The organism is Xanthomonas melonis, from assembly GCF_020783655.1.
Classification (GTDB): domain Bacteria; phylum Pseudomonadota; class Gammaproteobacteria; order Xanthomonadales; family Xanthomonadaceae; genus Xanthomonas; species Xanthomonas melonis.
Map to the genome: position 1 here is coordinate 150,849 of NZ_JAJGQH010000009.1, position 25,724 is coordinate 176,572.

22 protein-coding genes are annotated in these 25,724 nt (G+C 64.4%); 19 read left to right on the forward strand and 3 right to left on the reverse strand.

Going from position 1 to position 25,724, the window contains the following annotated elements:
- The first annotated feature begins 288 nt into the window (after positions 1-288).
- Positions 289-2,109 carry a DUF885 domain-containing protein gene (locus LL964_RS10815; RefSeq protein ID WP_167395353.1) on the forward strand — a complete coding sequence of 607 codons (1,821 nt, stop codon included), beginning with the start codon at positions 289-291 and terminating at the stop codon, positions 2,107-2,109.
- A gap of 271 nt (positions 2,110-2,380) precedes the next feature.
- Here LL964_RS10815 and LL964_RS10820 read toward each other — a convergent pair whose 3' ends face one another.
- Together LL964_RS10820 and LL964_RS10825 are read right to left on the reverse strand one after the other, a co-directional pair.
- A complete protein-coding gene (locus LL964_RS10820; RefSeq protein ID WP_104587719.1) occupies positions 2,381-2,743 on the reverse strand; it encodes a hypothetical protein in 363 nt (120 codons plus the stop codon).
- A gap of 273 nt (positions 2,744-3,016) precedes the next feature.
- Positions 3,017-3,454, reverse strand: a complete 438-nt coding sequence (locus tag LL964_RS10825; protein ID WP_104587718.1) for a hypothetical protein — start codon at positions 3,452-3,454, stop codon at positions 3,017-3,019.
- A gap of 208 nt (positions 3,455-3,662) precedes the next feature.
- Here LL964_RS10825 and LL964_RS10830 point away from each other — a divergent pair, with 208 nt between their 5' ends.
- From LL964_RS10830 to LL964_RS10840, 3 genes are all read left to right on the forward strand, one after another.
- Entirely contained in the window at positions 3,663-3,905 is a 243-nt protein-coding gene (locus LL964_RS10830) for a hypothetical protein (protein ID WP_208621455.1), read from the forward strand.
- A 192-nt stretch (positions 3,906-4,097) separates the two neighbouring features.
- On the forward strand, positions 4,098-5,090 hold the full coding sequence (hemB, locus tag LL964_RS10835) for a porphobilinogen synthase (protein WP_104587717.1): 993 nt from the start codon (positions 4,098-4,100) through the stop codon (positions 5,088-5,090).
- Positions 5,091-5,229: 139 nt separating this feature from the next.
- Positions 5,230-7,764 carry a PepSY domain-containing protein gene (locus tag LL964_RS10840; RefSeq protein WP_104587716.1) on the forward strand — a complete coding sequence of 845 codons (2,535 nt, stop codon included), beginning with the start codon at positions 5,230-5,232 and terminating at the stop codon, positions 7,762-7,764.
- A gap of 126 nt (positions 7,765-7,890) precedes the next feature.
- Here the strand turns inward: LL964_RS10840 and LL964_RS10845 are convergent, their stop codons facing one another.
- The gene (locus LL964_RS10845; RefSeq protein WP_104587715.1) at positions 7,891-8,772 is read right to left on the reverse strand and encodes a TolB-like translocation protein; all 882 of its coding nucleotides are present in this window, start codon (positions 8,770-8,772) and stop codon (positions 7,891-7,893) included.
- A 52-nt stretch (positions 8,773-8,824) separates the two neighbouring features.
- Between LL964_RS10845 and aroE the strand changes: the two genes are divergently transcribed.
- From aroE to LL964_RS10920, 15 genes are all read left to right on the forward strand, one after another.
- Positions 8,825-9,676: a shikimate dehydrogenase gene (aroE, locus tag LL964_RS10850; RefSeq protein WP_104587714.1), complete on the forward strand. Its 852-nt coding sequence runs from the start codon at positions 8,825-8,827 to the stop codon at positions 9,674-9,676.
- Positions 9,677-9,684: 8 nt separating this feature from the next.
- On the forward strand, positions 9,685-10,038 hold the full coding sequence (locus LL964_RS10855) for a hypothetical protein (RefSeq protein WP_104587713.1): 354 nt from the start codon (positions 9,685-9,687) through the stop codon (positions 10,036-10,038).
- 183 nt (positions 10,039-10,221) lie between these two features.
- Entirely contained in the window at positions 10,222-12,354 is a 2,133-nt protein-coding gene (dinG, locus tag LL964_RS10860; RefSeq protein WP_104587712.1) for an ATP-dependent DNA helicase DinG, read from the forward strand.
- Positions 12,355-12,490: 136 nt separating this feature from the next.
- Positions 12,491-13,777 (forward strand): beta-barrel domain-containing protein, encoded by a 1,287-nt coding sequence (locus LL964_RS10865; RefSeq protein ID WP_323132944.1) that lies wholly within the window; start codon positions 12,491-12,493, stop codon positions 13,775-13,777.
- The gene (locus LL964_RS10870) at positions 13,774-15,960 is read left to right on the forward strand and encodes a peptidase domain-containing ABC transporter (RefSeq protein ID WP_104587710.1); all 2,187 of its coding nucleotides are present in this window, start codon (positions 13,774-13,776) and stop codon (positions 15,958-15,960) included. The genes LL964_RS10865 and LL964_RS10870 overlap by 4 nt, the downstream gene beginning before the upstream one ends.
- Before the next feature lie 19 nt (positions 15,961-15,979).
- On the forward strand, positions 15,980-16,147 hold the full coding sequence (locus LL964_RS10875; RefSeq protein ID WP_167395352.1) for a hypothetical protein: 168 nt from the start codon (positions 15,980-15,982) through the stop codon (positions 16,145-16,147).
- A gap of 20 nt (positions 16,148-16,167) precedes the next feature.
- On the forward strand, positions 16,168-17,301 hold the full coding sequence (locus LL964_RS10880) for an ATP-grasp domain-containing protein (RefSeq protein WP_104587709.1): 1,134 nt from the start codon (positions 16,168-16,170) through the stop codon (positions 17,299-17,301).
- Positions 17,298-17,906, forward strand: coding sequence for a DUF6624 domain-containing protein (locus tag LL964_RS10885; RefSeq protein ID WP_104587708.1), 609 nt, complete (start codon positions 17,298-17,300; stop codon positions 17,904-17,906). Before LL964_RS10880 ends, LL964_RS10885 begins: the two co-directional genes overlap by 4 nt.
- Positions 17,907-18,331: 425 nt before the next feature.
- Entirely contained in the window at positions 18,332-19,837 is a 1,506-nt protein-coding gene (gene katB / locus LL964_RS10890; protein WP_208621451.1) for a catalase KatB, read from the forward strand.
- A gap of 56 nt (positions 19,838-19,893) precedes the next feature.
- A complete protein-coding gene (locus LL964_RS10895) occupies positions 19,894-20,457 on the forward strand; it encodes an ankyrin repeat domain-containing protein (protein WP_104587706.1) in 564 nt (187 codons plus the stop codon).
- Between the two features lie 717 nt (positions 20,458-21,174).
- Entirely contained in the window at positions 21,175-21,399 is a 225-nt protein-coding gene (locus LL964_RS10900; RefSeq protein ID WP_167395351.1) for a hypothetical protein, read from the forward strand.
- Positions 21,400-21,842: 443 nt separating this feature from the next.
- Entirely contained in the window at positions 21,843-22,847 is a 1,005-nt protein-coding gene (dusA, locus tag LL964_RS10905; protein WP_104587704.1) for a tRNA dihydrouridine(20/20a) synthase DusA, read from the forward strand.
- A 306-nt stretch (positions 22,848-23,153) separates the two neighbouring features.
- Positions 23,154-23,462 (forward strand): hypothetical protein, encoded by a 309-nt coding sequence (locus LL964_RS10910; protein WP_104587822.1) that lies wholly within the window; start codon positions 23,154-23,156, stop codon positions 23,460-23,462.
- A 72-nt stretch (positions 23,463-23,534) separates the two neighbouring features.
- Complete coding sequence (locus LL964_RS10915) at positions 23,535-24,218, forward strand: response regulator transcription factor (RefSeq protein ID WP_002808458.1); 684 nt, start codon at positions 23,535-23,537, stop codon at positions 24,216-24,218.
- Between the two features lie 76 nt (positions 24,219-24,294).
- Positions 24,295-25,665, forward strand: coding sequence for an ATP-binding protein (locus tag LL964_RS10920; protein ID WP_208621454.1), 1,371 nt, complete (start codon positions 24,295-24,297; stop codon positions 25,663-25,665).
- Positions 25,666-25,724: the final 59 nt, after the last annotated feature.

Below are 25,724 nucleotides of genomic sequence, written 5' to 3' on the forward strand. Positions count from 1 at the left end.
GCGGGGCGCCCCCGTCCGTCGGGTGCGCCCACACGTCAAGTAGCGCGCGCAATCGGTCGTCACGCGCCGCCGGGAGCGCTGGCAGCATGCAGCAGCCCGGACAGTGCGCAGGGTATCGATGCAAGGTGCCGCAAGAGGCTGTATCTGTGGGGACGGGCTGCCGCATGGGCAACCGCACCGGGTAGCCTGCTTCGATAGCGCATGCATGGCCGGACGATGACCTTCGGCAGGTTGCCGGCATCGTGCGCTGCGCGTACGGTCGCGCATCGCCCCGTTGGAATCCGCTCGATGAAACCTCTCGTGATTGCTGTCGCCCTGGCGCTTGGCGTCTGCTCGCCGCTGCAGGCGCAGACCACCCCGGCCGCGGCCAGCGCCCCCGCCACGCCCGCCTGGGTGCAGACCAGCAACGGCTATGCGCAGATCCTGCTGAGCGCGCAGGCGCCGTTCCAGCCCGAATCGGCCACCGCGTTCGGCCTGGAAGGCTATGACGATCAGGTGGCCGACCTGGGACCGAACAACGCGCAGCGCTACCGCGAGGCGATGCGCAAGGCGCGTGGCGAACTGCAGGCCAGGCTCGCCAGCGAGCGCGACGCCAACGTGCGTCAGGACCTGCAGATCATGATCGGCGCGGCCGAGCAGAACATCGAGGGTAGCGAGCTCAACGAGCGCTATCTGCTGCCGTGGACCGATGCGCCGCAGTTGGTCTTCAGTGGGCTCAACGACCTGCTGTCCGAACAGGTGCCGGCCGCGCGTCGGGCCAAGGCGCTGGACCGCCTCAAGCGCTATCTCGGCCTGCTGCCGGGTAGCACCCCGATCACCACGCTCGCCCGCCAGCGCTACGAAGAACAGCTGTCCAACAAGGCGCTCTTGCAGCCCACCGAACGCGAGGTGCAACAGGCGCTGGCGAATGTGGACACCTATGTCGCCGGTATCCGGGAATTGTTCGCCGAATACAAGGTCGCAGGCGCCGATGACGCGCTTGCGTCCATGGCCAGCCAGCTCAAGGACTATGCCGCCTGGACGAAGAAGACGGTGCTGCCCAAGGCGCGCAAGGACACCCGGTTGCCCGAGCCCTTGTACGCGTTCCAGCTCAAGCAGGTGGGAATCGATATCGCGCCGCAGTTGCTGATCCAGCGCGCGCAGCTGGAATTCATGGAAACCCGTTCGGTCATGCAGCAGCTGGCGCCGCTGGTGGCCAAGGCCAAGGGCGTGCAAGGCGACGACTACGCGCAGGTGATCCGCGCGCTCAAGCGCGACACCATCGCCGACGACCAGCTGGAAACGCACTACCGCGGCGTGATCGACCGGATCGACCCGATCATCCGTCAGCAACGCATCGTCGATGTGCCCAACCGTCAGATGCAGATGCGGCTGGGCAGCGCTGCCGAGAGCGCGGCTTCGCCGGCCCCGCACTTCCGTCCCGCACCGCTGATCGGCAACACCGGCCAGCAGGGCCAGTTCGTCCTGCCGCTGGGCAACCCCTCGGCCGATGGCAGCAAGGCCGAGGGCAGCAAGAAGGATCAGTACGACGACTTCAACTTCGGCTCGGCGGCGTGGACGCTCAGCGCGCACGAAGGGCGTCCCGGCCACGAGCTGCAGTTCACTGCCATGGTCGAACGCGGCGTCTCGCTGGCGCGCAGCCTGTTCGCGTTCAACTCGGTCAACGTCGAAGGCTGGGCACTGTATGCCGAAGCCGAAATGGTGCCTTACGAGCCGCTCGACGGGCAGTTGATCGCCTTGCAATTCCGCCTGTTGCGCGCCGCACGCGCCATGCTCGACCCGATGCTCAATCTCGGCCTGATCGATCGCGAACGCGCACGTCAGGTGCTGGAAGACGATGTCGGCCTGTCGCCGGCGATGGCACGCCAGGAACTGGATCGCTATACCGTGCGCGCCCCCGGACAGGCCGGCAGCTATTTCTACGGCTATACCCGGATCCTGGAACTGCGCATGCGCACCGAGCTGGCGCTAGGCAAAAAGTTCGACCGCCTGGCGTTCAACAACTTCCTGCTCGACCAGGGCCTGCTGCCACCGGATCAGTTGGCCAAGGCGGTAGAGACACAGTTCATTCCGGAGCAGCAAGGAGGTCGCAGCAAGCGGCCGAATTGATTGTTTTGCACAGCTGCATGAAGTGAATCTATGGCGTGGTCTGGATGACACGCCGATAGATCCGCGATTCTTGAGATTGCCGCCACGCTCAGCAGATGCAGTATGTTCAGAATGCATCTCATCTCACACGGCAGAAATGATAGCCCCGACGAGACTGATCGGCCCGGCCCTATGAATCTGTCGGATCCTGGCAATGAATGACGTAGTGTCGGAAGCATGTCTGCCTTGCGACAATCATCCGATGCACTCACCCAGTTTCCAATGCATCCACTCAGTGGTCGTGAGGAACCTTTTCAGGGGGCGTCTTACCATTCCAACGACCCTGTTTCATCGCTTTGGGGCAGATCCTTTTGTACTGGTAATAAGCATCAATGCCAGTCTGCGTCCATGGTCCGCAATAGGGACCCTTACAGCAAACAGAAAGACTAGGCTGCACGCAATATCCGAGCATTGGTGCAGTTGTCCCGCTTATGGGATCTACCGCAATCCAATTCTTGTCGGCTCCCTTGCATCCCTGCGTGCAAAACACGAAAGGATCGTTGTCGCGGCACACGAGCTTTTCATAAACGCTTTGGGCTTGAAGCTCGGCTTGGCCGGCAAAAAGTAGCGCCAATGTCCATATCAATCTCTTCATCACTATTCCTTAGTTCAGGAAGTTCACCACACGAGTTTCATCAGCTGCTTGAGAACCTGAACGCTTGCCAATGAATACGTGGCCTTGAATGACGCTGTATCCGAGCGCAACGACTAACTCGGTTGGGCAAGATAACGCATCTTATCGTTGGTTTCACCCTTTGGTGGTGCGCCCGATCTGCGTGCATCCGGGATAGACTCCAAACCAAGGACTGATACCCTCATGCAACGCTTCCACGTCGGCCGTTAGCAGGCTGCAGAAGTTGGACCAAATCTAGTCTTCGGCCCCCGCCGGCACCCAGATCGCCATGCCGGCCGCGCGCTTCTGCGTGGTCGGGATGCCGATGCCCAGGCCGCCGCCGACGCGGCCGCCATAGCTGCCGCCGCCGACCGACAGGCCGCCGCCGGAGCGCTCCGAGCCCACGCCGACGATCACCACGCCATTGGCGCCGAGCTTGGCCGCTTCGCGTTTGAGGCGTTGCACGGCGGCATCGGTCTGGCCCTGGGTGCCGAAGCCGGCGGCGCTGGTGGATTCGAGCTGGGCGATTTCCACCGAGCCGGCCGGCGCGTGCGAGTAGACCTGTACCTGCGCCGGGTCGATCGGTGCGCGCGCCTGGCCCAGCATCACCTTGGAGCTGCTGGCGCAACCGGCCAACAGCGCGGTAGCGGCCGTGGCGATGGCGGCGCGCCTGATGTGCGACTGCAGGTTCATATCGAAGCCCCCCGTGGGTAGTGATGGCGATGATCCGGTGCCCGGACTGAACGGCACCGAATCCGACCGGACAGTGCCGAACACTAGCCATGCCCATGTGAGGCCGTTGCCAAGCTGCCATTGGTCAGGGTGACCACCCGCCCACGGCGTCTTGCCAGGTGCAGGGCTAAGCTCGGGTTTTCTCCGGATGACGAGGTGACCTGTGGGATTGATCAGCCTGTTGTGGGGCATCGTGGCCTTGTTGTGGATGGTGCTGGCCTTCATCCCGCTGTTGGGCTGGGGCAACTGGTTCCTGATTCCGTTCGCGGCAGTGGGCGCGTTGATCGCTGCAATCGCCCTGCTGTTCACCTCGGCCGGTCACCGCGGCCGCGCCAAGACCGGCCTGTTGCTCAATGGCCTGGTGATCGTGGTCGGGGTGATCCGGCTGAGCCTGGGCGGGGGAGTGATCTAACGCGGTATCGGTGGCCGGCGCCGTACCAAGGCCGCCATCGGCTGCACGTGCCGCACGTGTCGTACGTGTCGCTGTGGCGCGCAGGCCAACAACCTGCGTGGCCTGCCGTTGCAGCGCTGCGACACTGCGTCGCAGCGCGTCCTGCGGCAGATGGCGGGCGTAAACTTGGGGGCTGTCTCCAGGAGCCTGGTCATGGCCCACCCGCATTATCGCCCCCGCCGCATGCGCCACGATGCGTTCTCGCGCCGGTTGATGCGCGAAAACACGCTCACCACCGACGACCTGATCTGGCCGGTATTCGTCCACGAACTGCCGGGCCGCGCGCCCATCGCCTCGATGCCGGGCGTGGAGCGCCTGTCGCTGGACGAACTGCTGCGCGAGGCGGAAAACGCGCTGGAACTGGGGATTCCGGTGATCGATCTGTTCCCGGTGATCGACCCGGCCGGCAAGAGCCTGGATGCGGCCGAGGCCTGGAATCCGGACGGTCTGGCCCAGCGCGCAGTGCGTGCGCTGAAGTCGCGCTTTCCGGAACTGGGGATCATGACCGACGTGGCGCTGGACCCGTACACCACCCACGGCCAGGACGGGCTGATCGACGACAAGGGCTATGTGCTCAACGAGATCACCGTCGAAGCGCTGGTGAAGCAATCGCTGTCGCACGCGCAGGCGGGCGTGGACATCATCTCGCCCTCGGACATGATGGATGGCCGCATCGGCGCGATCCGCCGCGCGCTCGATGCCGAGCAGCATCTCAACGTGCGCATCATGGCGTACTCGGCCAAGTACGCCTCGGCCTTTTACGGCCCGTTCCGCGATGCGGTGGGCAGCGCCGGCAATCTGGGCAAGGCCGACAAGACCACGTACCAGATGGACCCGGCCAACGGCGACGAGGCGCTGCGCGAGATCGCGCTGGACCTGGAAGAGGGCGCGGACATGGTGATGGTCAAGCCGGGCATGCCGTACCTGGACGTGGTGCGGCGGGTGAAGGACGAATTCCGCGTGCCCACCTTCGCCTATCAGGTCAGTGGCGAGTACGCGATGCTCAAGGCCGCTGCCGCCAATGGCTGGCTGGACGAGCGCAAATGCGTGCTGGAAGCGCTGATGGCGTTCAAGCGCGCCGGCGCCGACGGTGTGCTGACCTATTTCGCTCCGCAGGTCGCGCGCTGGTTACGCGACACTGACTGAGGCCCCCGCGGCAGCTGGGTTGGACCGCAGGCGCGGGTGCTGCTGATTGCACCCTGCGGCACCGGGTTGCTCGCGCCGACCGCCGCAGCGAGACGCATTCTCATCTACAATGGGCGGCCGCTCTCGGGTCGTTGCTGTCTTGATCAAAACGCTGCTGTTCCAGCTGCATTGGTTGCTCGGCATCACTGCCGGCCTGGTGCTGTCGGTGATGGGAGTCACCGGTGCGTTGCTCTCCTTCGAGGACGAGATCGTGCGGCTGGCCAATCCTGCAGTGGCGCAGCTGGCCGAGCGCAACGCGGCGGGCGAGCGGGCCTTGCCTGTAGATGTCCTGCTGCAGCGGCTCGAGCTGGACCGCAGTGATCCGGTGCAGGGCCCGGCGGTCACGCGCATGTTGATCGATCCCACCGGGACGCGGCCGTCCAACGCACGCCTGCCTGCCAAAGGCAGTGCGCGGGTGTATTTCGATCCCTACACCGGCGAGCGCATGGCCGCCCCGCGGCTGAGCGATGCGTTCGCCTTCATCGAGGACCTGCACCGCCATCTGGCTGCCGGCAAGCGCGGTCAGGCGGTGACCGGCGCGTGCGCGCTGATCCTGCTGTTCTTCTGTGCCTCGGGCCTGTACCTGCGCTGGCCGCGGCGTTGGTGGAGCCCACGCACCTGGCTGGCGGTGGAATGGCGGCGGCAGGGACGCAGCTTTCTGTGGAGCCTGCACGCGGTGTTCGGCACCTGGTGCCTGCTGGTCTATCTGCTGGTGGCGCTGACCGGCCTGACCTGGTCCTATCCCTGGTATCGCGACGGCATGGCGGCGTTGCTGGGCGCCGAGCCGGCGCCCCGCAGCGAACCTGCCGAACAACGTGCTGCAACGGTGGATTTCGCTGGCGTGCAGCGTACGCTCGATGGCATCGCGGCCACCCAGCATGGGGCGGTGGATCTGCGCATTCCCGCCCGTTCCGGGCAACCGCTGATCGCCCGCTTCCTGCCCGACCATCCCGATCACGACCGTGCCTTCGATACGTTGGAGATCGACCCCGGCAGCGGCGCGTTACTGCAGCGCCGCGACTATGCGCTGCTGACGCGCGGGCAGCAGTGGATGCTCAGCATGTTCGCGCTGCACACCGGCAGCTTCTTCGGGCTGCCCGGACGCATCGTGCTGATGCTGGCCAGCCTGGGCATGGTGGTGTTCTTCGTCAGCGGCTGGATGCTGTATCTGGATCGACGCCGCAAGAAGCGCGCGCTGCGTGCCGCACGCGCGGTGCTGCAGAGCGCACCGCCGGCATCGCAGGCCGAGCCGTGGCTGATCGCCTTCGCCAGCCAGAGCGGTTTTGCCGAACGCCTGGCCTGGCAGGCGGCCGGCCATCTGCAGGCGGCCGGTCTGCCGGTGCAGGTGTGTCCGCTCGCGCAGGTGGATGCGCAGCGCCTGCAGGCGACCCGGCATGCCTTGTTCGTGATCAGTACCTTTGGCGATGGCGAGCCGCCGGATGCGGCGCGTAGCGTCGAGCGCGAGCTGCTGCGTCAGCGCGTGGCATTGCCGCAACTGGCCTATGCGGTCCTGGCATTGGGCGATCGCCAGTACGCGCGGTTCTGCGGGTTCTCGCGGCAGACCGAACACTGGCTGCAGGCACAGGGCGCGCGCGCGCTGTTCCCGGCGGTGGAAATCGACAAGCTCGACCCGCAGGCGCTGGCGCAGTGGCACGCGCAACTGGAGCAGATCGCCGGCACGCCGCTGGCTGCGGCGCCACCGCCGCGACCGCGCCGCACGGGCTGGCTGCTGCAGTCGCGCAGCCTCCTCAACCCTGGCAGCGAAGGCGGGCCGATCTGGCGCATCGACCTGCAGCCGCCGGCCGATGCCCACTGGCAGGCCGGGGACATCCTGGAAGTGCAGCCCGCGCATGCCGACGCGCAGGTGCGTGCCTGCCTGGCGGCCTGGGGCCTGTCGGCGGAGGCATCGGTACACGTGGAGGCGCAGTTGCTGCCGCTGCACCGCGCCGCCGCCGAGCGCGTGCTCCCGGCGGCACCGGCCACGCCGCCGGTGCCGGGGCCGGATCCCCAGACCTGGCTGGATGCGTGCAGCTGGCTGCCCACGCGCGACTATTCGCTGGCCAGCGTGGCAGCCGATGGTGTCGCCACCGCCGTGGTCAGGCTGACGACCGCTGCCGATGGCCGCCCCGGCCTGGGCTCGGGCTGGCTGATCCTGCACGCCGGGCTCGGCGCGCCGGTGCAGGCGCGCCTGCGCACCAATCCCGGCTTCCATCGCGTCGATGCGGCACCGATGGTGCTGATCGGTAACGGCACCGGCATCGCCGGCCTGCGCGCCCTGCTGCGCGAGGCCGAGCTGGCCGGCGTGCACGGGCACTGGTTGCTGTTCGGCGAACGCCAGGCCGCGCACGACCGGCTGTTCGCCGACGAACTGCGCGCCTGGCAGGCGAGTGCGCATCTGCAGCAACTGGATCAGGTGTTCTCGCGCGATCAGGCGGACAAGCGCTACGTGCAGCATCGGCTGCGTGAAGCCGGCGATGCGTTGCGGCACTGGATCGACCGCGGTGCGGTGATCCACGTCTGCGGTAGCCTGGACAGCATGGCGCGTGCGGTCGACGCCGCATTGCGCGACATCCTGGGCCAGACCCGCCTGGAATCGCTGACCGCAGCCGGCCGTTACCGGCGCGACGTGTACTGATAGCGGCGACAGTGCGCAGCGAGCAGTCGTGCGGCGCGCTGCGGTGGGAACGGCCGGTGCGCACAGGCTGCGGCGGTGTGGCGCACGGCTCGCCATTGCCCTGCTGCTCACCGATCGCCGCCCCGCTCAGCGGCAGCTGAGCTCTCCATCGACTGCCGGCACCTTCATCCGGTAGATGTCCAGCTGCCCGGCGCGTGGTGCGCGTGCGCTGCCGGTCACCAGCAGTTCGCCCGGCTTGGCCGTGTCCACCACCGCGCCGAAGGTACGCTCCTGCGGCCCGTTGAACGACAGCTGCAGCGGCTGGCCAGGGCCGTAAGCGCCGTCCTTGCAGGCGGCCAGCAGCAACTGGCCAGGGCCGTCTGCACGGCCGCGCGCCCAGACCAGGCCACGGCCATCGGCAAGCCAGGCCGCATCCGCCTCGTCGGCGGCGGTATTGATCCCGCGCAACGGCTCCGTTGCCGCGAAGGCCCGCCCATCCCAGCGCGCCACGAACAGATCCAGGCCGCCGGCACCGCCGTGCCCGTCGCTGGCGAACAGCAGGCGCGTGCCGTCCAGCGACAGCGTGGGCGCACGCTCGTTGCCCGGGCCGTTGATCGCCGCGCCCAGCGACTGCACCGCACCGAGGCTGCCCTGTGCGTCCACCGGAACCCGGTAAAGATCGTCGCCACCGGCGCCGCCCGGCCGCGACGAGGCGAACAGCAGCCAGCGTCCGTCGGCACTGAACAGCGGCGTGCTCTCGTCCTGGGCGGTATTGATCGGCAGCGGTTGCGCGTCCTGCCAGCGCCCGCCGCGCAGGTGCGCCTGCCAGAGATCCCAGCCGCCGGCGCCTCCGGCGCGGTCGCTGGCCCAGACGATGCGCTGCCCGTCCGGGCTGAGCGTGGCGCGCGCCTCGTTGGCCGGGGTGGAGACCACGCCCATGCCTTCGATGCCGAATTCGGCCAGCCCCGACGCCGACGGCGCGAAGAGTAAACTCGCCGCCAGCGCGGGCAGCGTCCATCGAAGTCGCATGCGGTGTTCCTGTCCTGTCCCACGCACAGTCTAGTCAACCAGAGAGCGTTTCATGCCCGCATCCCGTTATGCCGTGTTCGGTCACCCCGTTGCCCATTCGCTGTCGCCGGCCATCCATGCCGACTTCGGCAAGCAGACCGGCATTGCGCTGGACTACACCGCCATCGATGCGCCGCAGGAGGACTTCGCCGCGGCGCTGCAACGCTTCGCCGACGAAGGCGGCAAGGGCGCCAACGTCACCCTGCCGCTGAAGGAGGACGCCTATGCGCTGGCCAGCAGCCTGAGCGCGCGCGCGCGCCTGGCCGGTGCGGTCAATACGCTGGTGCGCAACGACGGCCGGTGGCAGGGCGACAACACCGACGGTGCCGGCCTGGTGCGCGATCTCACCGAGCGCCACGGCCTGGATCTGCGCGGCCGCCGCGTGCTGCTGCTCGGCGCCGGTGGTGCCGCCCGCGGCGTGGCACCAGCGCTGCTGGAAGCCGGTATCACCGCAATGGTGGTGGTGAACCGCTCGCCCGAGCGCGCCGATGCCTTGTGCGACGCACTGGGCGAACCGGCGCGGGTGACCTCGCGTTACATCGAAGACCTGCGCGAGCTGGGCGACTTCGAACTGATCGTCAATGCCACTGCCGCCGGCCGCGACCGCGACGCCGGCGCGTTCGCCTTGCCGCTGGGCCTGGTCAACAGCCTCACCGCCGCGGTGGATCTCAACTATGGCGACACCGCCATCGCGTTCCTGGCCTGGGCGCGCGCGGCGCAGTGCCGGTATGCCATCGACGGCCTGGGCATGCTGGTGGAACAGGCGGCCGAAAGCTTCGCGCTGTGGCATGGCGTGCGTCCGCAGACCGATCCGGTCTACGCAGCGCTGCGCGCGCGCGAGGCCGTGCTGATCAGCGCCGACTGAGCCGGACCATGATGACCACCGAGCTGCTGCTTGGCCTGATCACCAGTCTGCTGTCGCGGGTTCCGCTGCTGATCGCCGTGCTGCTGGGTCTGGTGCTGCTGTGGCGTGCACCGGTTGGCCCGCTGCGGCGCGCCGGGCTGGCCGGGGTGTGGCTGTTGCTGGGCTGCGTCCTGGCCGAGGTCGCGTTGCAGGCGATTCCCATGCTGCTGATGCAGCAGGGCAACGTGCGCCGGATCGCCATGCTGATGGGCGTCGGCAGCTTCGTGCTGACGGCCGTGCAGGCGGTCGGCATCGGCCTGCTGGTATGGACCTTGGCGCGCAGCCTGCAGCGGCCGGACATGGGCGCGGGTCAGCGCGGCTGATCCTGCCCCGGATACCGGCCCGCGCACGGGCCGGCGCACCGGTATCGAAGCGGCGACAGAGCGCCCCCGGCGCCCATGCGCGCGATGCAGCCCGGCGACTCGCCGCAGGACGCCCGGCAACCATGTTCAGCTGCGCGGCCGATCGGTCGCAGCGGCTGCGCCGGTCCATGCGAAAATGGCGCGATGAGTGATCTCGCCCCACCGGCCGCGCCGTCTGCGCCCGTTCCCACCCAGCGCGTGCTGACCGACCCGATCAAGGCCGGCATCCGCGATGCCTACGCCAAGCTGCAGGCCAATACGCCCGGCTTCGCCACCCGCCGCGCGCAGAGCCAGATGATCGGTCTGGTGTCGCGTGCGCTGGCCACTTCCGGCGGCATCGGCATCGCCGAGGCGCCCACCGGCGTCGGCAAGAGCCTGGGTTACCTCACCGCCGGCGTGCCGATCGCCCTGGCCACCAAGAAGAAGCTGGTGATCAGCACCGGCACCGTCGCGTTGCAATCGCAGTTGGTGGAACGCGACATTCCGGCCTTCCTCAAGGCCACCGGGCTGGAGGCGAGCGTGGCGCTGGCCAAGGGCCGTACCCGCTACCTGTGCACCCGCAATGCCGCCGAACTGGAAGGCGACACCAGCCAGAACGCCATGTTCGAAGACGAGCAGGCGCTGTACGAGCGCCCGCTCAGCCCGGCCGATGCGGATCTGGCCAAGCGGCTCGCCAAGGCCTATGCCGCGCGCACCTGGAACGGCGATCTGGACGATGCCCCCGAGCAGGTCTCGGTGCCACTGCGCATGCGCATCACCACCCCGGCCTCCGGTTGTGCCGGGCGGAGGTGCAGCTACGCCGCGCAATGCCCGGTGCTCAAGGCCCGCACCGACGTACGCGAGGCGCAGATCGTGGTGACCAATCACGCCCTGCTGCTGTCGTCGCTGTCGCTGGGCGATGCCGAAAGCGGCCAGCCGCTGATCGCCCCGCCCTCGGACATGCTGCTGGTGCTCGACGAAGGTCACCACATCGCCGGCGTGGCGATCGATCAGGGTGCGGCCAACCTGCCGCTGGACGACATGGCCCGTCGCACCGGGCGCATGCAGATCCTCATCGCCGCCGCCTATCGCGCGGTGGACAAGGACCGGATCGGCAATCTGCTGCCCAACGAAGCCATCGACGTGGCCGCACGCGTGTCCAAACTGCTCAAGGCCTTCCATGCCGAGGTCGAACGCGTGTGGAAGCCCGAGCCCGGCGAGCGCGATCCGCTGTGGCGTGCGGCCAACGGCAAGCTGCCGCCGCAGTGGGGCCCGGCCATCGAAGAACTGGGCGAAGAAACCCGCGCACTGTTCAATTGGGTACACGCCGCGCATGGCGCCGTCGCCAAGGGCAAGCAGGACGATGCCGCGCGCGAGCGCCTGCAGCGCAACCTCGGCCTGGCGTTGGAAATGGCCGAGCAGCAGCACAATCTGTGGAGCGGCTGGCGCCGCGAAGACAAGGAAGGCCAGCCGCCGATGGCGCGCTGGATCACCCTCTCGCGCGATGGCGATCTGATCTGCCATTGCTCGCCGGTGTCGGCCGCGCAGGTGCTGCGTACGATGATCTGGAACGAGGTCGATTCGGTGGTGATGACCTCGGCCACGCTCACTGGCGGCGGCGATTTCCAGTCCTTCGCCATCGACAACGGCCTGCCCGATCACGCCGAGATGGCCTCGCTCGCCTCGCCGTTCGACCTGCCCAACCAGGCCGAATTGATCGTGCCCAATTTCCCGGTCACGCCGGACGACCGCGAAGGCCATCCCAAGGAAGTGGCCAGATATCTGGTGCGCGAACTGGATTGGAACGCCAAGGGCAGCATCGTGCTGTTCACATCGCGCTGGAAGATGGAAAAAGTGGCCGACCTGATGCCGCTGGCGCAACGCAACCGCGTGCTGGTGCAGGGCGAGGGCAACAAGTCGCAGTTGATCACCGAACACCTGCGCCGCATCGCCGCTGGCGAGGGCTCGGTGTTGTTCGGGCTCAATTCCTTCGGCGAAGGGCTGGACCTGCCGGGCGACGCCTGCACCACCGTGGTCATCACCCAGGTGCCCTTCGCCGTGCCCACCGACCCGCAGACCTCCACCTTGAGCGAATGGCTGGAAAGCCGCGGCCACAACGCCTTCAACCTGATCGCGATCCCGCATGCACTGCGCACGCTGACCCAGTTCGCCGGCCGTTTGATCCGCAGTTCCAGCGACCACGGCCGCGTCATCATCCTCGACTCGCGCCTGCTCAGCCGCCGCTACGGCAAACGCATCATCGATGCCTTGCCGCCGTTTAAGCGGGTGATCGGCTAGTTCGGAGCGGCCTTTCTTGCCAAGTGATTTTCCCAGGCGGGGCATATTTTATGCTACGCAGTACGCTTGACAGGGGATATTTCTTTGGATTAACTGGACCTGAAGGAAGTGGGCGCGTCTCTTAGCGAAGCAGGGAATGCATATGCCGGGAAGTTTCTTCAGGGAGGAAGTATTGCGCGCACGCCGGGACGCTTGGCTTGCGCCGGTGCGCCTCGAGGCGCCAAGGTTTGGTTGGCCATGCCTTGCCACTGCGGTACTTCTCATAGTCACCGTGTTTGCGTTGCTATGCTTTGGGAGTTTCACCCGGCACGAATCCGTCAATGGTGCATTGGTACCGGACCGTGGCCTGTTGACACTGACGCCGCTCAGCGCGGGTATGGTTTCCAAGGCATTCGTGGTCGAGGGAGCCACGGTACGGGCTGGTGACCCCGTACTGGAAATTTCGGGAGAACTGGACAGTACGTCGCTCGGGGACACGCAGGCATCGGTCATCTCTCAGCTTGAGATAAAGCGCAGTCGTCTGAACGCCGATATGCAGGCGCAGGATCATCTGTACGCCGCCCAACAGCGCGATCTGCACCGAAGGATCGCTTTGTTGCAGGCGCAATTGGACAACACCACCGAACAAGTCCGGTTGCAGCGCCAACGCGCAGACAGTGCGCTTCGACTCTACGAGCAATGGGTGAGCGCTGCAGAAAAGGGAATATTGACCAAGGTTCAATTGCTGCAGCAGCAGGACATTGCAATCCAGCACCAAGGTCAACTCAAGGAGCTGCAAAAGCATGCGCTGGATCTGCGCGTGGAACATTCCCAACTGCAATCTCAGCTGGAACAGAATCCTGCGACCTTAGAGGCAAAGCGCAATGAAATTGCCAGGCAGATCGCCGACGTCGCTCAATCCCTTTCAGAGAGTGAGGCGCGCCGTTCCATCATCTTGCGCGCTCCGGCTGACGGCATCATTGGAAACCTGTTTGTCCACGCCGGACAGCCGGTCAGCGCGCAACAGCCGCTGGTCACATTGTTGCCCAAGAACATTACGTTGCGCGCTGAGCTCTGGGTGCCTTCCAAGGCCGTTGGATTCGTGACGCGTGGCGATCGTGTCCTTCTCCGATACCAGGCGTTTCCCTATCAGAAGTTCGGCCGCCACGCAGGCCGTGTGGTCGAGGTCTCGCGCAGCGCGGTCACTTCGAAGGAGTTGTCATCGCTGCTGGGGCAGCAGATAGATGAAGCTCGCTATCGTGTCATCGTCGAACTTGAAACACAGCATATTGTCGCCAACGGAAGAAACGAACTGCTGCGTCCAGGCATGGTGCTGGATGCCGACATACTTCTGGAGCAGCGAAAGCTGATCGAATGGATGTTTGAACCCGTTTATGAAATGACGGGACGTTTCTTGGATGATCCGGTCGGGAAACACACATGAGTGGTACCGTATCGATCCACCAATTATTGTCCAATCGCGCGCACATTGTTCCGGTGATGCAGACGGAAGCGGCCGAGTGTGGTCTTGCCTGTCTGGTCATGGTCGCCGGACATCACGGCGACAGAATCGATCTGCCCCAGGTCCGTCGGCGGTTCAATATCTCGCAGAGAGGCGTGCGCCTTGAGCGGCTGGTGCAGATCGGCCGTGCCATGGGCCTGGATGTTCGGGCAATGCGGGCCGAGCCTGACTATCTGCAAGACCTGAAACAACCATGCATCCTGCATTGGGACATGTCGCACTTCGTTGTCCTTGAGCGCGTCACGCGAGGCGTTGCGCTGTTACACGACCCTGCACGAGGGACATTGCGGCTACCGATGTCCGAGGTCGGCAAACACTTTACGGGCGTCTTGCTGGAATTGCAGCCCGGCACCGATTTTCGGCCTTCCGCCGAGACGCCCAAAGTGTCCTTGCGATCCCTGACAGGGCGAATTTTTGGCCTCAGGCGCGGGTTGCTGCAGATATTCGTTCTGGCGCTGACGATCGAAGTGCTTGCGTTGCTGCTGCCTTTCCAGATGCAGTGGGTGATCGACCATGTACTCGTTTCAGCGGACATGCAGCTGCTCAAGATACTGACCATTGCTTTCTTGCTTACCGTCGTTTTCCAGACCATCCTGACAGTTGCGCGGAGCTGGATCGTCAGTTGGCTCGGTGCATCATTGAATACCCAATGGATCACCAACCTGTTTGGGCATCTGATGCGGCTTCCACTCGAGTATTTCGACAGGCGGCACATGGGCGATGTGTTGTCGCGCTTTTCTTCGTTGAAATCCATTCAGACCACATTGACCGGCAGCTTTGTGGAAGCGATGCTCAACGGGCTCACGGGATGCCTGGCCGTGGTGATATTGATGGCCTACAGCCTGCCACTCACGGGCCTGGTTCTCGCAGCTTTCGCCCTGTATCTCGGCTTGCGTCTGGCGTTCTATCGGCTGCAGTTCGTGATCAGTCGTGATCAGCTGGCATATGGGGCGCGTCAGCAAAGCGAGCTGATGGAGTCGGTACGGGGCATACAGGCGATCAAGCTTGCCAACAAGCAAGGGCTTCGCCAGGGAAGATTATTCAGTGCAACAGCACAGAGTGTGCGTCTGGAAATGCAGGTGCAGCGTTTTGGCCTTGCATTCAATGCGCTGAATCAGGGGCTGTTTGGAGTACAGAGAGTATTTCTAATCGCCCTCGGCGGTTACTTGGCACTGAATGGAACGTTGTCGGCAGGCATGCTTGTTGCCGTCCTGGCGTACGCGGATCTTTTCACCAGCAGGGCCGCGGTCCTAGTCGATAAATTCATCGAGCTAAAGATGCTGCGTCTGCATGCCGAGCGGATCGCCGATATCGCAACGACTACTCCGGAGCTCGATGAAATTTCCGGTTACAGCGGCCCGGAGCCCATTCCCGAGATTCACGTCAAGGGGTTGAGTTTCCGTTATTCAGACGACGATCCATGGGTTATCCGCAATCTTAACCTGCGCATCGAAGCGGGTGAGTCGGTTGCCATTGTCGGGCCAAGCGGCTGTGGTAAGTCCACACTCGCCAAGTTGTTGCTGGGATTGATCGAGCCGACCGAGGGCACCATCGAAGTTGGTGGTATCGATATCCGCAAGTTTGGGCTGGAAAACTATAGAGCCATGGTGTCGGCAGTCATGCAGGATGATCAGTTGTTTGCTGGATCGTTGGCCGACAACATCGCATTCTTCGACCCGGATTCGACTATCGAGCGGATCGCCAGTGCCGCGCAGCTGGCTGCAATCCATGACGATATCGCCAAGATGCCGATGGGGTACGAATCCCTTGTCGGCGATATGGGTTCGATTCTGTCCGGTGGCCAACGTCAGCGCGTCATTCTGGCGCGTGCTCTGTACCGGCAGCCGAAAATCCTTGTGCTGGACGAGGCGACGAGTCATCTGGATTCCATCAGGGATCAAGTGGTCAACGCGCATATCAAGGCCATGAAGATGACCAGGATCATCATCGCACACCGGCAGGAAACGATCGCTTCTGCCGACCGCAGGATATCGCTTGTCGCCGAGTCGCGGGACAAGCAGGCTGCCAGTCATGGCGCCGAGAGACTTGATGCCAGTGATGGTGTCGAGAAGCACGCCGGCAATCTCGCCGGCGAACTACCCTGAAGCAGCCAAGGAGTAAGTAATGGAAAACTTTGAACTCATGGAAAATTCGCGTCCCGTCGCTCAGCGCTTCGCACGTGAGATGACTCAGGAAGAAATCAGTGCTGTGTCCTGCGGTGGTGCTGGCGATACATTAGTCATCATCATTGTCGAAGCCATCGACACCGAAACCATCATCATCGTCAGCTAAGCGTCCCCCGGCATGGCGGCATGCAAGTGTCGCCATGCTCCTGTCGCGTCTTGGAATGTGTAGCGCCTATGGACGAAAATGTAAAGAATGTGTTGATCGTCGCGCCGCGGAGCGATAAACACGCGTCTACGATTGCTGCGATGATCGTCGCATCGGGCCACGCCGCAAGCCTGTTGGACACCGGGCAGTGGCCATGTGGTCTCGATGGGTCTCTGCTGTATGGCTCGCAGGGCGTAAGTGTTGCTCGAGATGGTGCTCCGATTGCCTACGACGCGGCTTGGAGCCGCCGTTTGTTGTTCAATAAATCTGCACCTGCGCATGTCCACGAACAGGACATCAAATTTATCAGGACAGAAGGATTGCTGTTCGATCTTGGGGCTGTAGCCCTGCTTGCAGCCGGATATGGCGCAAAGCGCTGGGTCAATGCACCGCTGGCTTCACTCGCCGCTGATCAGAAGCCGCTGCAGCTTGCCACTGCAGTTGCCAGTGGTCTATTGGTGCCGGAGACATTGATCAGCCAGCGTCCCGACGATATCCGTGCATTTCGTCAGAAGTATGCTGATGGCGTTGTCGTCAAGCCGTTCAATGTCGGAGCATGGGCAGATGGTGAAAACTACAGTGTCTCCTATGCGACGCGCATTGCTCTGAAAGAGCAGCTGGCCGATGCGGATCTACGCGCCTGTCCGACAACATATCAGCAGGTTATCAGAAATCAAGCTGACCTACGTGTGATTTGCATGGGAGGGGAGTACTTCTGCATGCAGATGCGCCATTCCTTGTTGGGCGAGATCGACTATCGTGCTATCAGGCATAAGACGACCATGCACTACGAGTGGATACCTCTGTATTCCGGCTTGCAGGCGAAGCTGGATGTGCTTCGATCAGCATTGGGGATCGACTTCTTCTGTGCAGATTTTGTCGTTCCCATCGCTGGGGGGGAGCCGGTATTCCTGGAGCTCAATCCAGGTGGGCAGTTTCTCTATCTGGATGAAAAGTCGCCTGAGATGGACATCGCTGGCCGGTTTTGCTCGTTCCTCGTGTACGGGGAAACGGGCAGACATCAGGAATTTCCGCGTCTGGAAAAAGAGCCTGTGGTTATTCAGGACAAGACGCGTGTTGGGAGTTTTCCGGAATCGGGAGTTGCTTGCTCATGAAAGCGGTAATGTTAGGAATGCTGCTGTGGCAGTTGGCGACGATGGGACATGCTGTTGCCGAAACAGGACAGAATCCACAGTCGAGCCGACAATCTATGAATTCTGCCTACCGCGAACAGCTGTTGGCGCTGGCTGATGCCGATCAGAAGATCCGTGAGCAGATTCGTGGCGCTTTCACAGCGCAACAGCTGCAGGCCAACCAAGGCGCAGCAAAAGAAATGGCAATGCGTGTGGTGGCGTCGCAACGGGAGAACCAGGTTACGCTGTCTACACTGATCGAGCAATTCGGCTTCCCCGATGTCGCGTCGGTCGGTGAAGACGGTGCACATGCAGGTTTCCTGGTCGCGCAACACTCCACTGACCGCAAGTTTCGCGATGATTTCTTGAAGAACATCGAGGCTGCGGTCGCGCGCGGGTCTTACAGCACTGCGGACATGGCATTGTTCGTGGATCGCAACCTGATCATGTCGGGCAAGCCGCAGCGTTATGGCACCCAGCGCAAGGCGGACGGAAGCCTGTTCGAGCTGGAGGATCCTGCGCGGCTGGCGCAAAGAAGGGCCGACATTGGCTTGCATGACGAACAGAGCGGTTCTGGTGGCCTGTGAATCTCAGGGGATCGCCAAGTGCGCTGAGATGGATGCTGATCAGCACACGGTTCGTGGGTGATCGAGCATGCGTTACGGGAGCTCGACGTCCTGCTTCCAATGAGCGATGACCCGGTCCCCCATGCATGCTCTCACTGCAGGCTGTTGCGCGTGTGCAAGTCTGCCAGCAGTGTGCACCGCAGTATTTTTAGTCGCCAACGCACTACGTGCTTCCCGGTGGATCCGGCTTCGTCTCCGTACGGGTGGCACCAGCAACATGATCTTCCACGTAGCACCGCTTTATAACGCGATGCTTATCACGTCCTGTAGTCATCATCATGTTCGCCTATCGTAGCGATCAGAACTAACGACTTCTCACGCTACCGCTCGCTGGCGATGATTCAGCTCCCTCAACACGAGCTGCCGCCATGCGCCCTGGATCCCTCATGGTGCTAGCCCTGCTAGCCCCCACGCTGATCGCGCCGCCGGTCTTCGCCCAATCCGCGCTGACCCGCGACAATGGCGCCAAGGTCGGCGACAACCAGAACTCGCAGACCGCCGGTGCCGCCGGTCCGACCTTGCTGCAGGACGTGCAGTTGATCCAGAAGCTGCAGCGCTTCGATCGCGAGCGCATTCCCGAGCGCGTGGTGCATGCGCGCGGCACCGGCGTCAAAGGCGAGTTCACCGCCACCGCCGATCTGTCCAACCTGACCAAGGCCAAGGTGTTCAGCGCTGGCGAAAAAACGCCGGTGTTCGTGCGCTTTTCCTCGGTGGTGCATGGCAACCATTCGCCGGAAACCCTGCGCGACCCGCACGGGTTCGCCACCAAGTTCTACACCAGCGAAGGCAACTGGGACCTGGTCGGCAACAACTTCCCCACCTTCTTCATCCGCGATGCGATCAAGTTCCCGGACATGGTGCATGCGTTCAAGCCGGATCCGCGCACCAACCTGGACGACGATTCGCGGCGCTTCGATTTCTTCTCGCATGTGCCCGAAGGCACCCGCACGCTGACCCTGCTGTACTCCAATGAAGGCACGCCCGCTGGTTACCGCTTCATGGACGGCAATGGCGTGCACGCCTACAAGCTGGTCAACGCGCAGGGCGAGGTGCATTACGTCAAGTTCCACTGGAAGACGCTGCAGGGCATCAAGAACCTCGATCCCAAGCAGGTCGCCGCGGTGCAGGCCAAGGACTACAGCCACCTGACCAACGATCTGGTCGGCGCGATCAAGAAGGGCGACTATCCGAAGTGGGACCTGTACATCCAGGTGCTCAAGCCCGAAGACCTGGCCAAGTTTGATTTCGACCCGCTCGACGCCACCAAGATCTGGCCCGACGTGCCGGAGCAGAAGGTCGGCCAGATGGTGTTGAACAAGAACGTGGACAATTTCTTCCAGGAGACCGAGCAGGTCGCGATGGCGCCGGCCAATCTGGTTCCGGGCATCGAGCCGTCGGAAGACCGCCTGTTGCAGGGTCGCATCTTCTCCTACGCCGACACCCAGCTGTATCGCATCGGTGCCAATGGCCTGAGCCTGCCGGTCAACCGTCCGCGCGTGGCCGTCAACAACGGCAACCAGGATGGTCAGGGCAACATCGGCCAGACCACCAGCGGCGTGAATTACGAGCCGAGCCGCCTGGAGCCGCGTCCGCAGGACACCGCGGCGCGCTACAGCGAACTGCCGCTGTCGGGCACCACCCAGCAGGCCAAGATCGCCCGCGAACAGAACTTCAAGCAGGCAGGCGAGTTGTATCGCTCCTACAGCAAGAAGGATCGTGCGGACCTGGTGCAGAGCTTCGGCGAGTCGCTTGCCAACACCGACACCGAAAGCAAGCACATCATCCTGTCGTTCCTGTACAAGGCCGATCCGGAGTACGGCACCGGCGTGGCCCGCGTCGCCAAGGGCGATCTGGCCCGCGTCAAGCAGCTGGCCTCCAGCCTGCAGGACTGATCCACCCGACGGCATCGCGGCCGGGCCGCGGTGCCGTCCTTGTTCAGGAGAGTGCCATGCGCACGCTGATGTTGGTCTTGCTGAGCGCGATCAGCGCGCCAGCCATGGCCGCCCCGCCGGCAGCGGCACCGACCGCCGCGGCAAGCCCCGAGCAGATCAAGCGGCAACTGCGCGAGTATTTCTTCGATGCCGCGCGCGCAGGCCGCCAGGACATGCTGGCCGAATTCATCCGCTCGCACTACGACCTCAATACCCGCGACGAGAAGGGCTACACCGCACTGATCCTGGCCGCCTATCACGGCCAGCGGCCGGCGGTGGAACAACTGCTCAGTGCCGGAGCCGACCCCTGCGCACAGGACAAGCGCGGCAACACCGCATTGATGGGGGCGATCTTCAAGGGCGAACTGGCGATCGCCAAGCGCCTGATGCAGGCCGATTGCGCACCCGACCAGCGCAACAATGCCGGACAGACTGCGGCCATGTACGCGGCACTGTTCCAGCGCACCGACGTGCTCAAGGACCTGGCGGCCAAGGGCGCGGATCTCAGCCTCAAGGACGGCCAGGGCAACGACGTGACCAAGCTGCAACGCGGCGAGTTCGCCACTGCTCCGGCGCGCTGAGCGCGCCGCTGTGGTGTCGGCGTTCCTGCGTGCGGCCAGCCGATGCATCGACAGACCGGTTGCGCACCGCCTGGGTAAGTCGTCGGCCCGTATCCCGCCTCGTGCTGGGGCGATCATTCACGGCGGACCCGGCGCGACGGCGTCGCCAGCCCAAACGTGGTTCCACTGAGCACCGGGGTGCATCCCGGTCAGCCGACAGCGGTGGCGACGGCGCGTTCCGACAGAGCGGCAGTCGACGCCAGCGCAATCGCGCAGCGCCGACAGCGATACGAGCCGCCGCCGAGGACGTCGCCTGCCTTGGACGGCGCCGTCGACCGTTCGCTGTGGATCCGCGTGCGGGCCTGCAAGCACCGACCTCCGAGGGCCAAGCGGCGCTGGTCACCGGCGACTGCGTCGCTGCCCGGGGAGAGGGTCGGCATACCGGATCGGCACCGCCACCGGCGACTGCACAGAAGCGTTCGCACGCTATCACCTCCCGCTGCATCGGCCGTCGGTTTTCCGCCGCTACCGTGTTGAAACCTTGGCGGATGTGGTGGCGTCGCTGCCGCCGCGTCAGGAAAATTCCGACGCCTACTGCGAGGTGCGCCAAGGCTTTGACATAAAACTGAGCGTCCGCTGACTTGGCCGAAAAGCCCTGGAAAAACCGCGCAAAAAAGAGTTCAAGAACCGTCCGGGAAAGCCGATGCTGCAGCTATCGCACCTTGGAACCCCCGGACCATGAAGCTCGATCCTTCCATTCCCTTCCTGATGTCGCTGCTGGCCATGGTGCTGTGCACCGCCACTGCCGTCGTCGCGTTGGTGTTCGGCCAGGTGCACGTGCTGGCGACTTCGTGGACCTTCTATGCGGTGATGGGCACGGCCCTGATCACCCTGGTCGCGTCGTACCACGCACTCGGCAAGCCGCTGAGCGCCGAAGAGCGCGTGGGCTTCCGCAACCCCTGATCGCGGTCTGTCCAGGCAGGCGCGCGCCGCCTGCCCGTGCAGCCCACGAGGCTGCAAGTTTCACTGACCATGCCCCTGCCGCTCCTGGCCGCGCAGCGCCGACAGGCATCTTGCCCGTTCAAGGACATCCAGCCCGATGACCTGTGGCTGGCGGCCGGCGGAACACGACAGCGCCAGGCGGTCGCATGCGCCGCCGGTTTCGGCAGGTGGCCTCCCCCGCGGCATCCGTATCAACTGCCCCGTCAGCCGATCCACCGCCACGTGGAGCGGGTGCACCCGGGCAGGAAATGGGCGGCCGGGTGCGCCGCCTGGCCGGTAACGCTCATGCAGCGCCCCATTCGTCGCGCACCCATCACCCCGCACCGCCGCAGATTCATCGACGCCCGTGTAAGCTGTTGATCCTGCTTCGCATTCCAATGGCTGCCTGCCGTGGCCAATCGTCGATGACCGCCTCTTCCGATCGTTATGCCGCTTCCCTGCGCCTGTCCGTCGCTCCGATGATGGACTGGACCGACCGGCATTGCCGGGTGTTTCACCGCCTGCTGGCGCCATCGGCACGGCTATACACCGAAATGGTGCATGCCAATGCGGTGATTCATGGCGATCGCATGCGCTTGATCGGCTTCGATCCGGTCGAGCACCCGCTCGCGCTGCAGCTCGGCGGCAGCGAGCCGGCGCTGCTGGCGCAGGCCGCTGCCCTCGCCCAGGAATGGGGCTACGACGAGATCAACCTCAATTGCGGCTGCCCATCCGATCGCGTGCAGGCCGGGCGTTTCGGCGCCTGCCTGATGCGCGAGCCGGCGCTGGTGGCCGACTGCGTCGCGGCCATGTGCGCGGCCACCGATCTGCCGATCACGGTCAAATGCCGGCTCGGCGTCGACGACGACAACGACTATGCGGTGTTCGCAAGCTTCGTCGATCAGGTGGTGGATGCGGGTGCGGCGATGGTCGTGGTGCATGCCCGCAATGCATGGCTCAAGGGCCTGTCCCCGAAGGAAAACCGCGAGGTGCCGCCGCTGCGCTACGACTGGGCATACCGGCTCAAGCAGGAACGTCCGGCATTGCCGGTGGTGGTCAATGGAGGAATCGCCTCCGTCGATGCCGCCCTGGCGCACCTGCGGCAGGCCGACGGCGTCATGCTCGGCCGCGCGGCCTACCACGATCCCTACGTGCTGCACCGCCTGGAGGTCGCCATGAGCGGTCGCCCGCAGCGCACGCGCGAAGACTTGCTGCGCGCGCTGCAGCCCTACGTGCAATCGCAGCTCGAACAGGGCCTGGCGCTCAAGCACATGACGCGCCATCTGCTGGGTCTGTTCCATGGCCAGCCGGGAGGGCGGGCGTTTCGGCAGGTCCTGAGCGAAGGCGCCCACCGTCCAGGCGCCGGTTGGGAGCTCATCGAACAGGCGTTGCAGCGAACCGACGAGCGGCCGTGGCGCGTGGTCGCCTGAATGGCCCGCGGCTTGCATTAGTTCGCCCGGCAAGGGATCCGCTGGCCGTTCTGGTCAGGACGAGGGGATCGATAGGCACGATACCGCGTTCATTTGGCTGAATGGCGTTAACACCGTGCTAAAAAGTTCAGATCGGATTCACTCCACAAAATCAAGAATTTGGCTCGATTCTGGTACCGGGCAACAGTGTGATACGTTGCCGATTTCACGAATTTTGAATGTTCCTGAACAACCCGCTAGGATTCAGCTGTGACCTATTCCGCCTGCCGCGCTCGCTACACCGCCCTGGTCGCCCTCTGGGTCGCCATGGCCGCGCCGTCGGCGTGGGGGCAGGGCTATCCGCCAATGGGCCAGGGCGGGCGCGAGGCCATGCCGGCCTCGGCGCGCGGCAGCAGCCGGACCTTGTCGGACACCATCCGGCATGTGCAGCGCTCCACCGGTGGACAGATCCTGGGTGCCGAACGCGTGCCGTTCGACGGCGGCAATCTCAACCGGGTCAAGTACATGAAGGATGGGCGCGTGCACACGGTGTACGAGTCGGAACAACAGAGCCAGGCCCAGCCGTCGCGCATGCCGCCGCCCTCCGACACGCCACCACGCGACGATAACCACTGAGCGTGGATAGTTAGGCGTTCAGTCTCATAAATTCCCCCGGCCGCTGGCCGCCAACGTAACTAGGGAGAGTGCATGCGTATTCTTTTGGTCGAAGACGAAGCTCCGCTGCGCGAGACCCTTGCCGCGCGCCTGAAGCGTGAAGGCTTTGCTGTCGACGCCGCACAGGACGGCGAAGAAGGCCTGTACATGGGACGCGAGGTGCCGTTCGACGTCGGCATCATCGATCTGGGCCTGCCCAAGATGTCGGGCATGGAGTTGATCAAGGCGTTGCGCGACGAAGGCAAGAAATTCCCGGTGCTGATCCTCACGGCGCGCTCGAGCTGGCAGGACAAGGTCGAAGGCCTCAAGCAGGGCGCCGACGATTACCTGGTCAAGCCCTTCCACGTCGAGGAACTACTGGCTCGGGTCAATGCACTGCTGCGCCGTGCCGCTGGCTGGAGCAAGCCGACGCTGGAATGCGGGCCGGTGGCGTTGGATCTGGCTGCACAGACGGTCAGCGTCAATGGCGCCAATGTCGATCTGACCAGCTATGAGTACAAGGTGCTGGAGTATCTGATGATGCATGCCGGCGAACTGGTCTCCAAGGCCGACCTGACCGAGCACATCTACCAGCAGGATTTCGATCGCGATTCCAATGTGCTGGAAGTGTTCATCGGGCGTCTGCGCAAGAAGCTCGACCCCGATGGCGAGTTGAAGCCCATCGAGACCGTACGCGGCCGCGGCTATCGCTTCGCCATCCCGCGCACCGAAGGCTGAGCCTGCGCAGCGGCAAGCAGGAAGACCTTAGGTGTCGGTGCGCTCCAAGTGGTACAAACGCTGGCGGCCGCGCTCCCTGCAGGCGCGTCAGCTGCTGGCCGCCAGCCTCAGCCTGGTGGCTTTCCTGGCGCTGGCCGGCTATGCGCTGGATGTGGCATTCGCCGACACGGCCGAGCGCAATCTGCGCGAACGGCTGAAGAACTACGCCTCCGCCTACGCGGCCAATATCGATTTCGTTCGCGACGGCTCGCTGTATATCGGCGGGCAGCCGCCCGATCCGCGCTTCGATGTACCTGGTGGCGGGCTGTATGTCGAGGTGGTGCGCCCGGACGAGAGCTGGACCTCGATGTCGGCCGAGGGGCCCAACATTCCGCACGGTCGCATGCTCGAACCGCGCCAGGAAGAGTTCATCGGCCCGTTGGAGATGACCCAGATCGACGGCAGCGTCGGGCAGGTCTACCGCTACGGGCTGGGAGTGAGTTACGTCGAGCGCGAGCATGGCGGCGAGATTCCGTACACCATCTACGTGATGGAAGATGCGCGCTCGATGGGTGCGCAGCTGCGTGTGTTCCGCGGCGCGGTCTGGTTCTACCTCGGTAGCGCCGGCGTGGTGCTGCTGGTGTTGCAGGCTTTCATCCTGCAATGGAGCCTGCGTCCGTTGCGGCGGGTGATCAACGAGTTGACCAAGGTGCAGCGCGGTGAAATCCAGCGCATGAGCGAGCAGCATCCGCGCGAACTGGAGCCGCTGACCGAAAGCATCAACGCCTTCATCGAAAGCGAGCGCGATAATCTGGATCGTCAGCGCAATACGCTGGCCGACCTCGCGCACAGCCTCAAGACGCCGATCGCGGTGTTGCGCACACAGCTGGACAGCGGCGCCTCCGAGCGCGATCTGCATGAGGAGATGGACGTGCAGCTGCGTCGCATGAACGATCTGGTGTCGTATCAGCTGGCGCGCGCCGCCTCCAGCGGCCACAAGCTGTTCGCCGCCCCGTTGCCGATCGAGCCCACCGCCGAAGAGATCGTGCGCGGGCTGGAGAAGGTGTATTCGGCCAAGGGCGTGCTGTGCGAATTCGATATCTCTGCGGAGGCGCGCTTCCACGGCGAACCGGGCGACCTGCAGGAGTTGCTCGGCAACCTGCTGGAGAATGGCTTCAAGTGGGCACGCAGCCGGGTGCTGCTGACCGCCCAGCCGGGCCCCACCACCGGAAGCCGGCGTGCCGGCCTGATCCTGTCGGTGGAAGACGATGGGCCCGGCATCGCGCCGGAGGACGTGGCCAAGATCCTGCAGCGCGGGGTGCGCGGCGATGAGCGCGTGCATGGGCATGGCATCGGCATGTCGATCGTGCAGGACCTGATCAAGGCCTATCGCGGCGAACTGCAGGTGGTGCGCTCGCAGGAACTGGGCGGCGCGCGTTTCGATGTGACCCTGCCGCCGGGACTGTGACGGCCGGCGCAGCCGGATGAACTCTTCGGCAACGGTGCCTGGTGCCCGGACAACCGTTT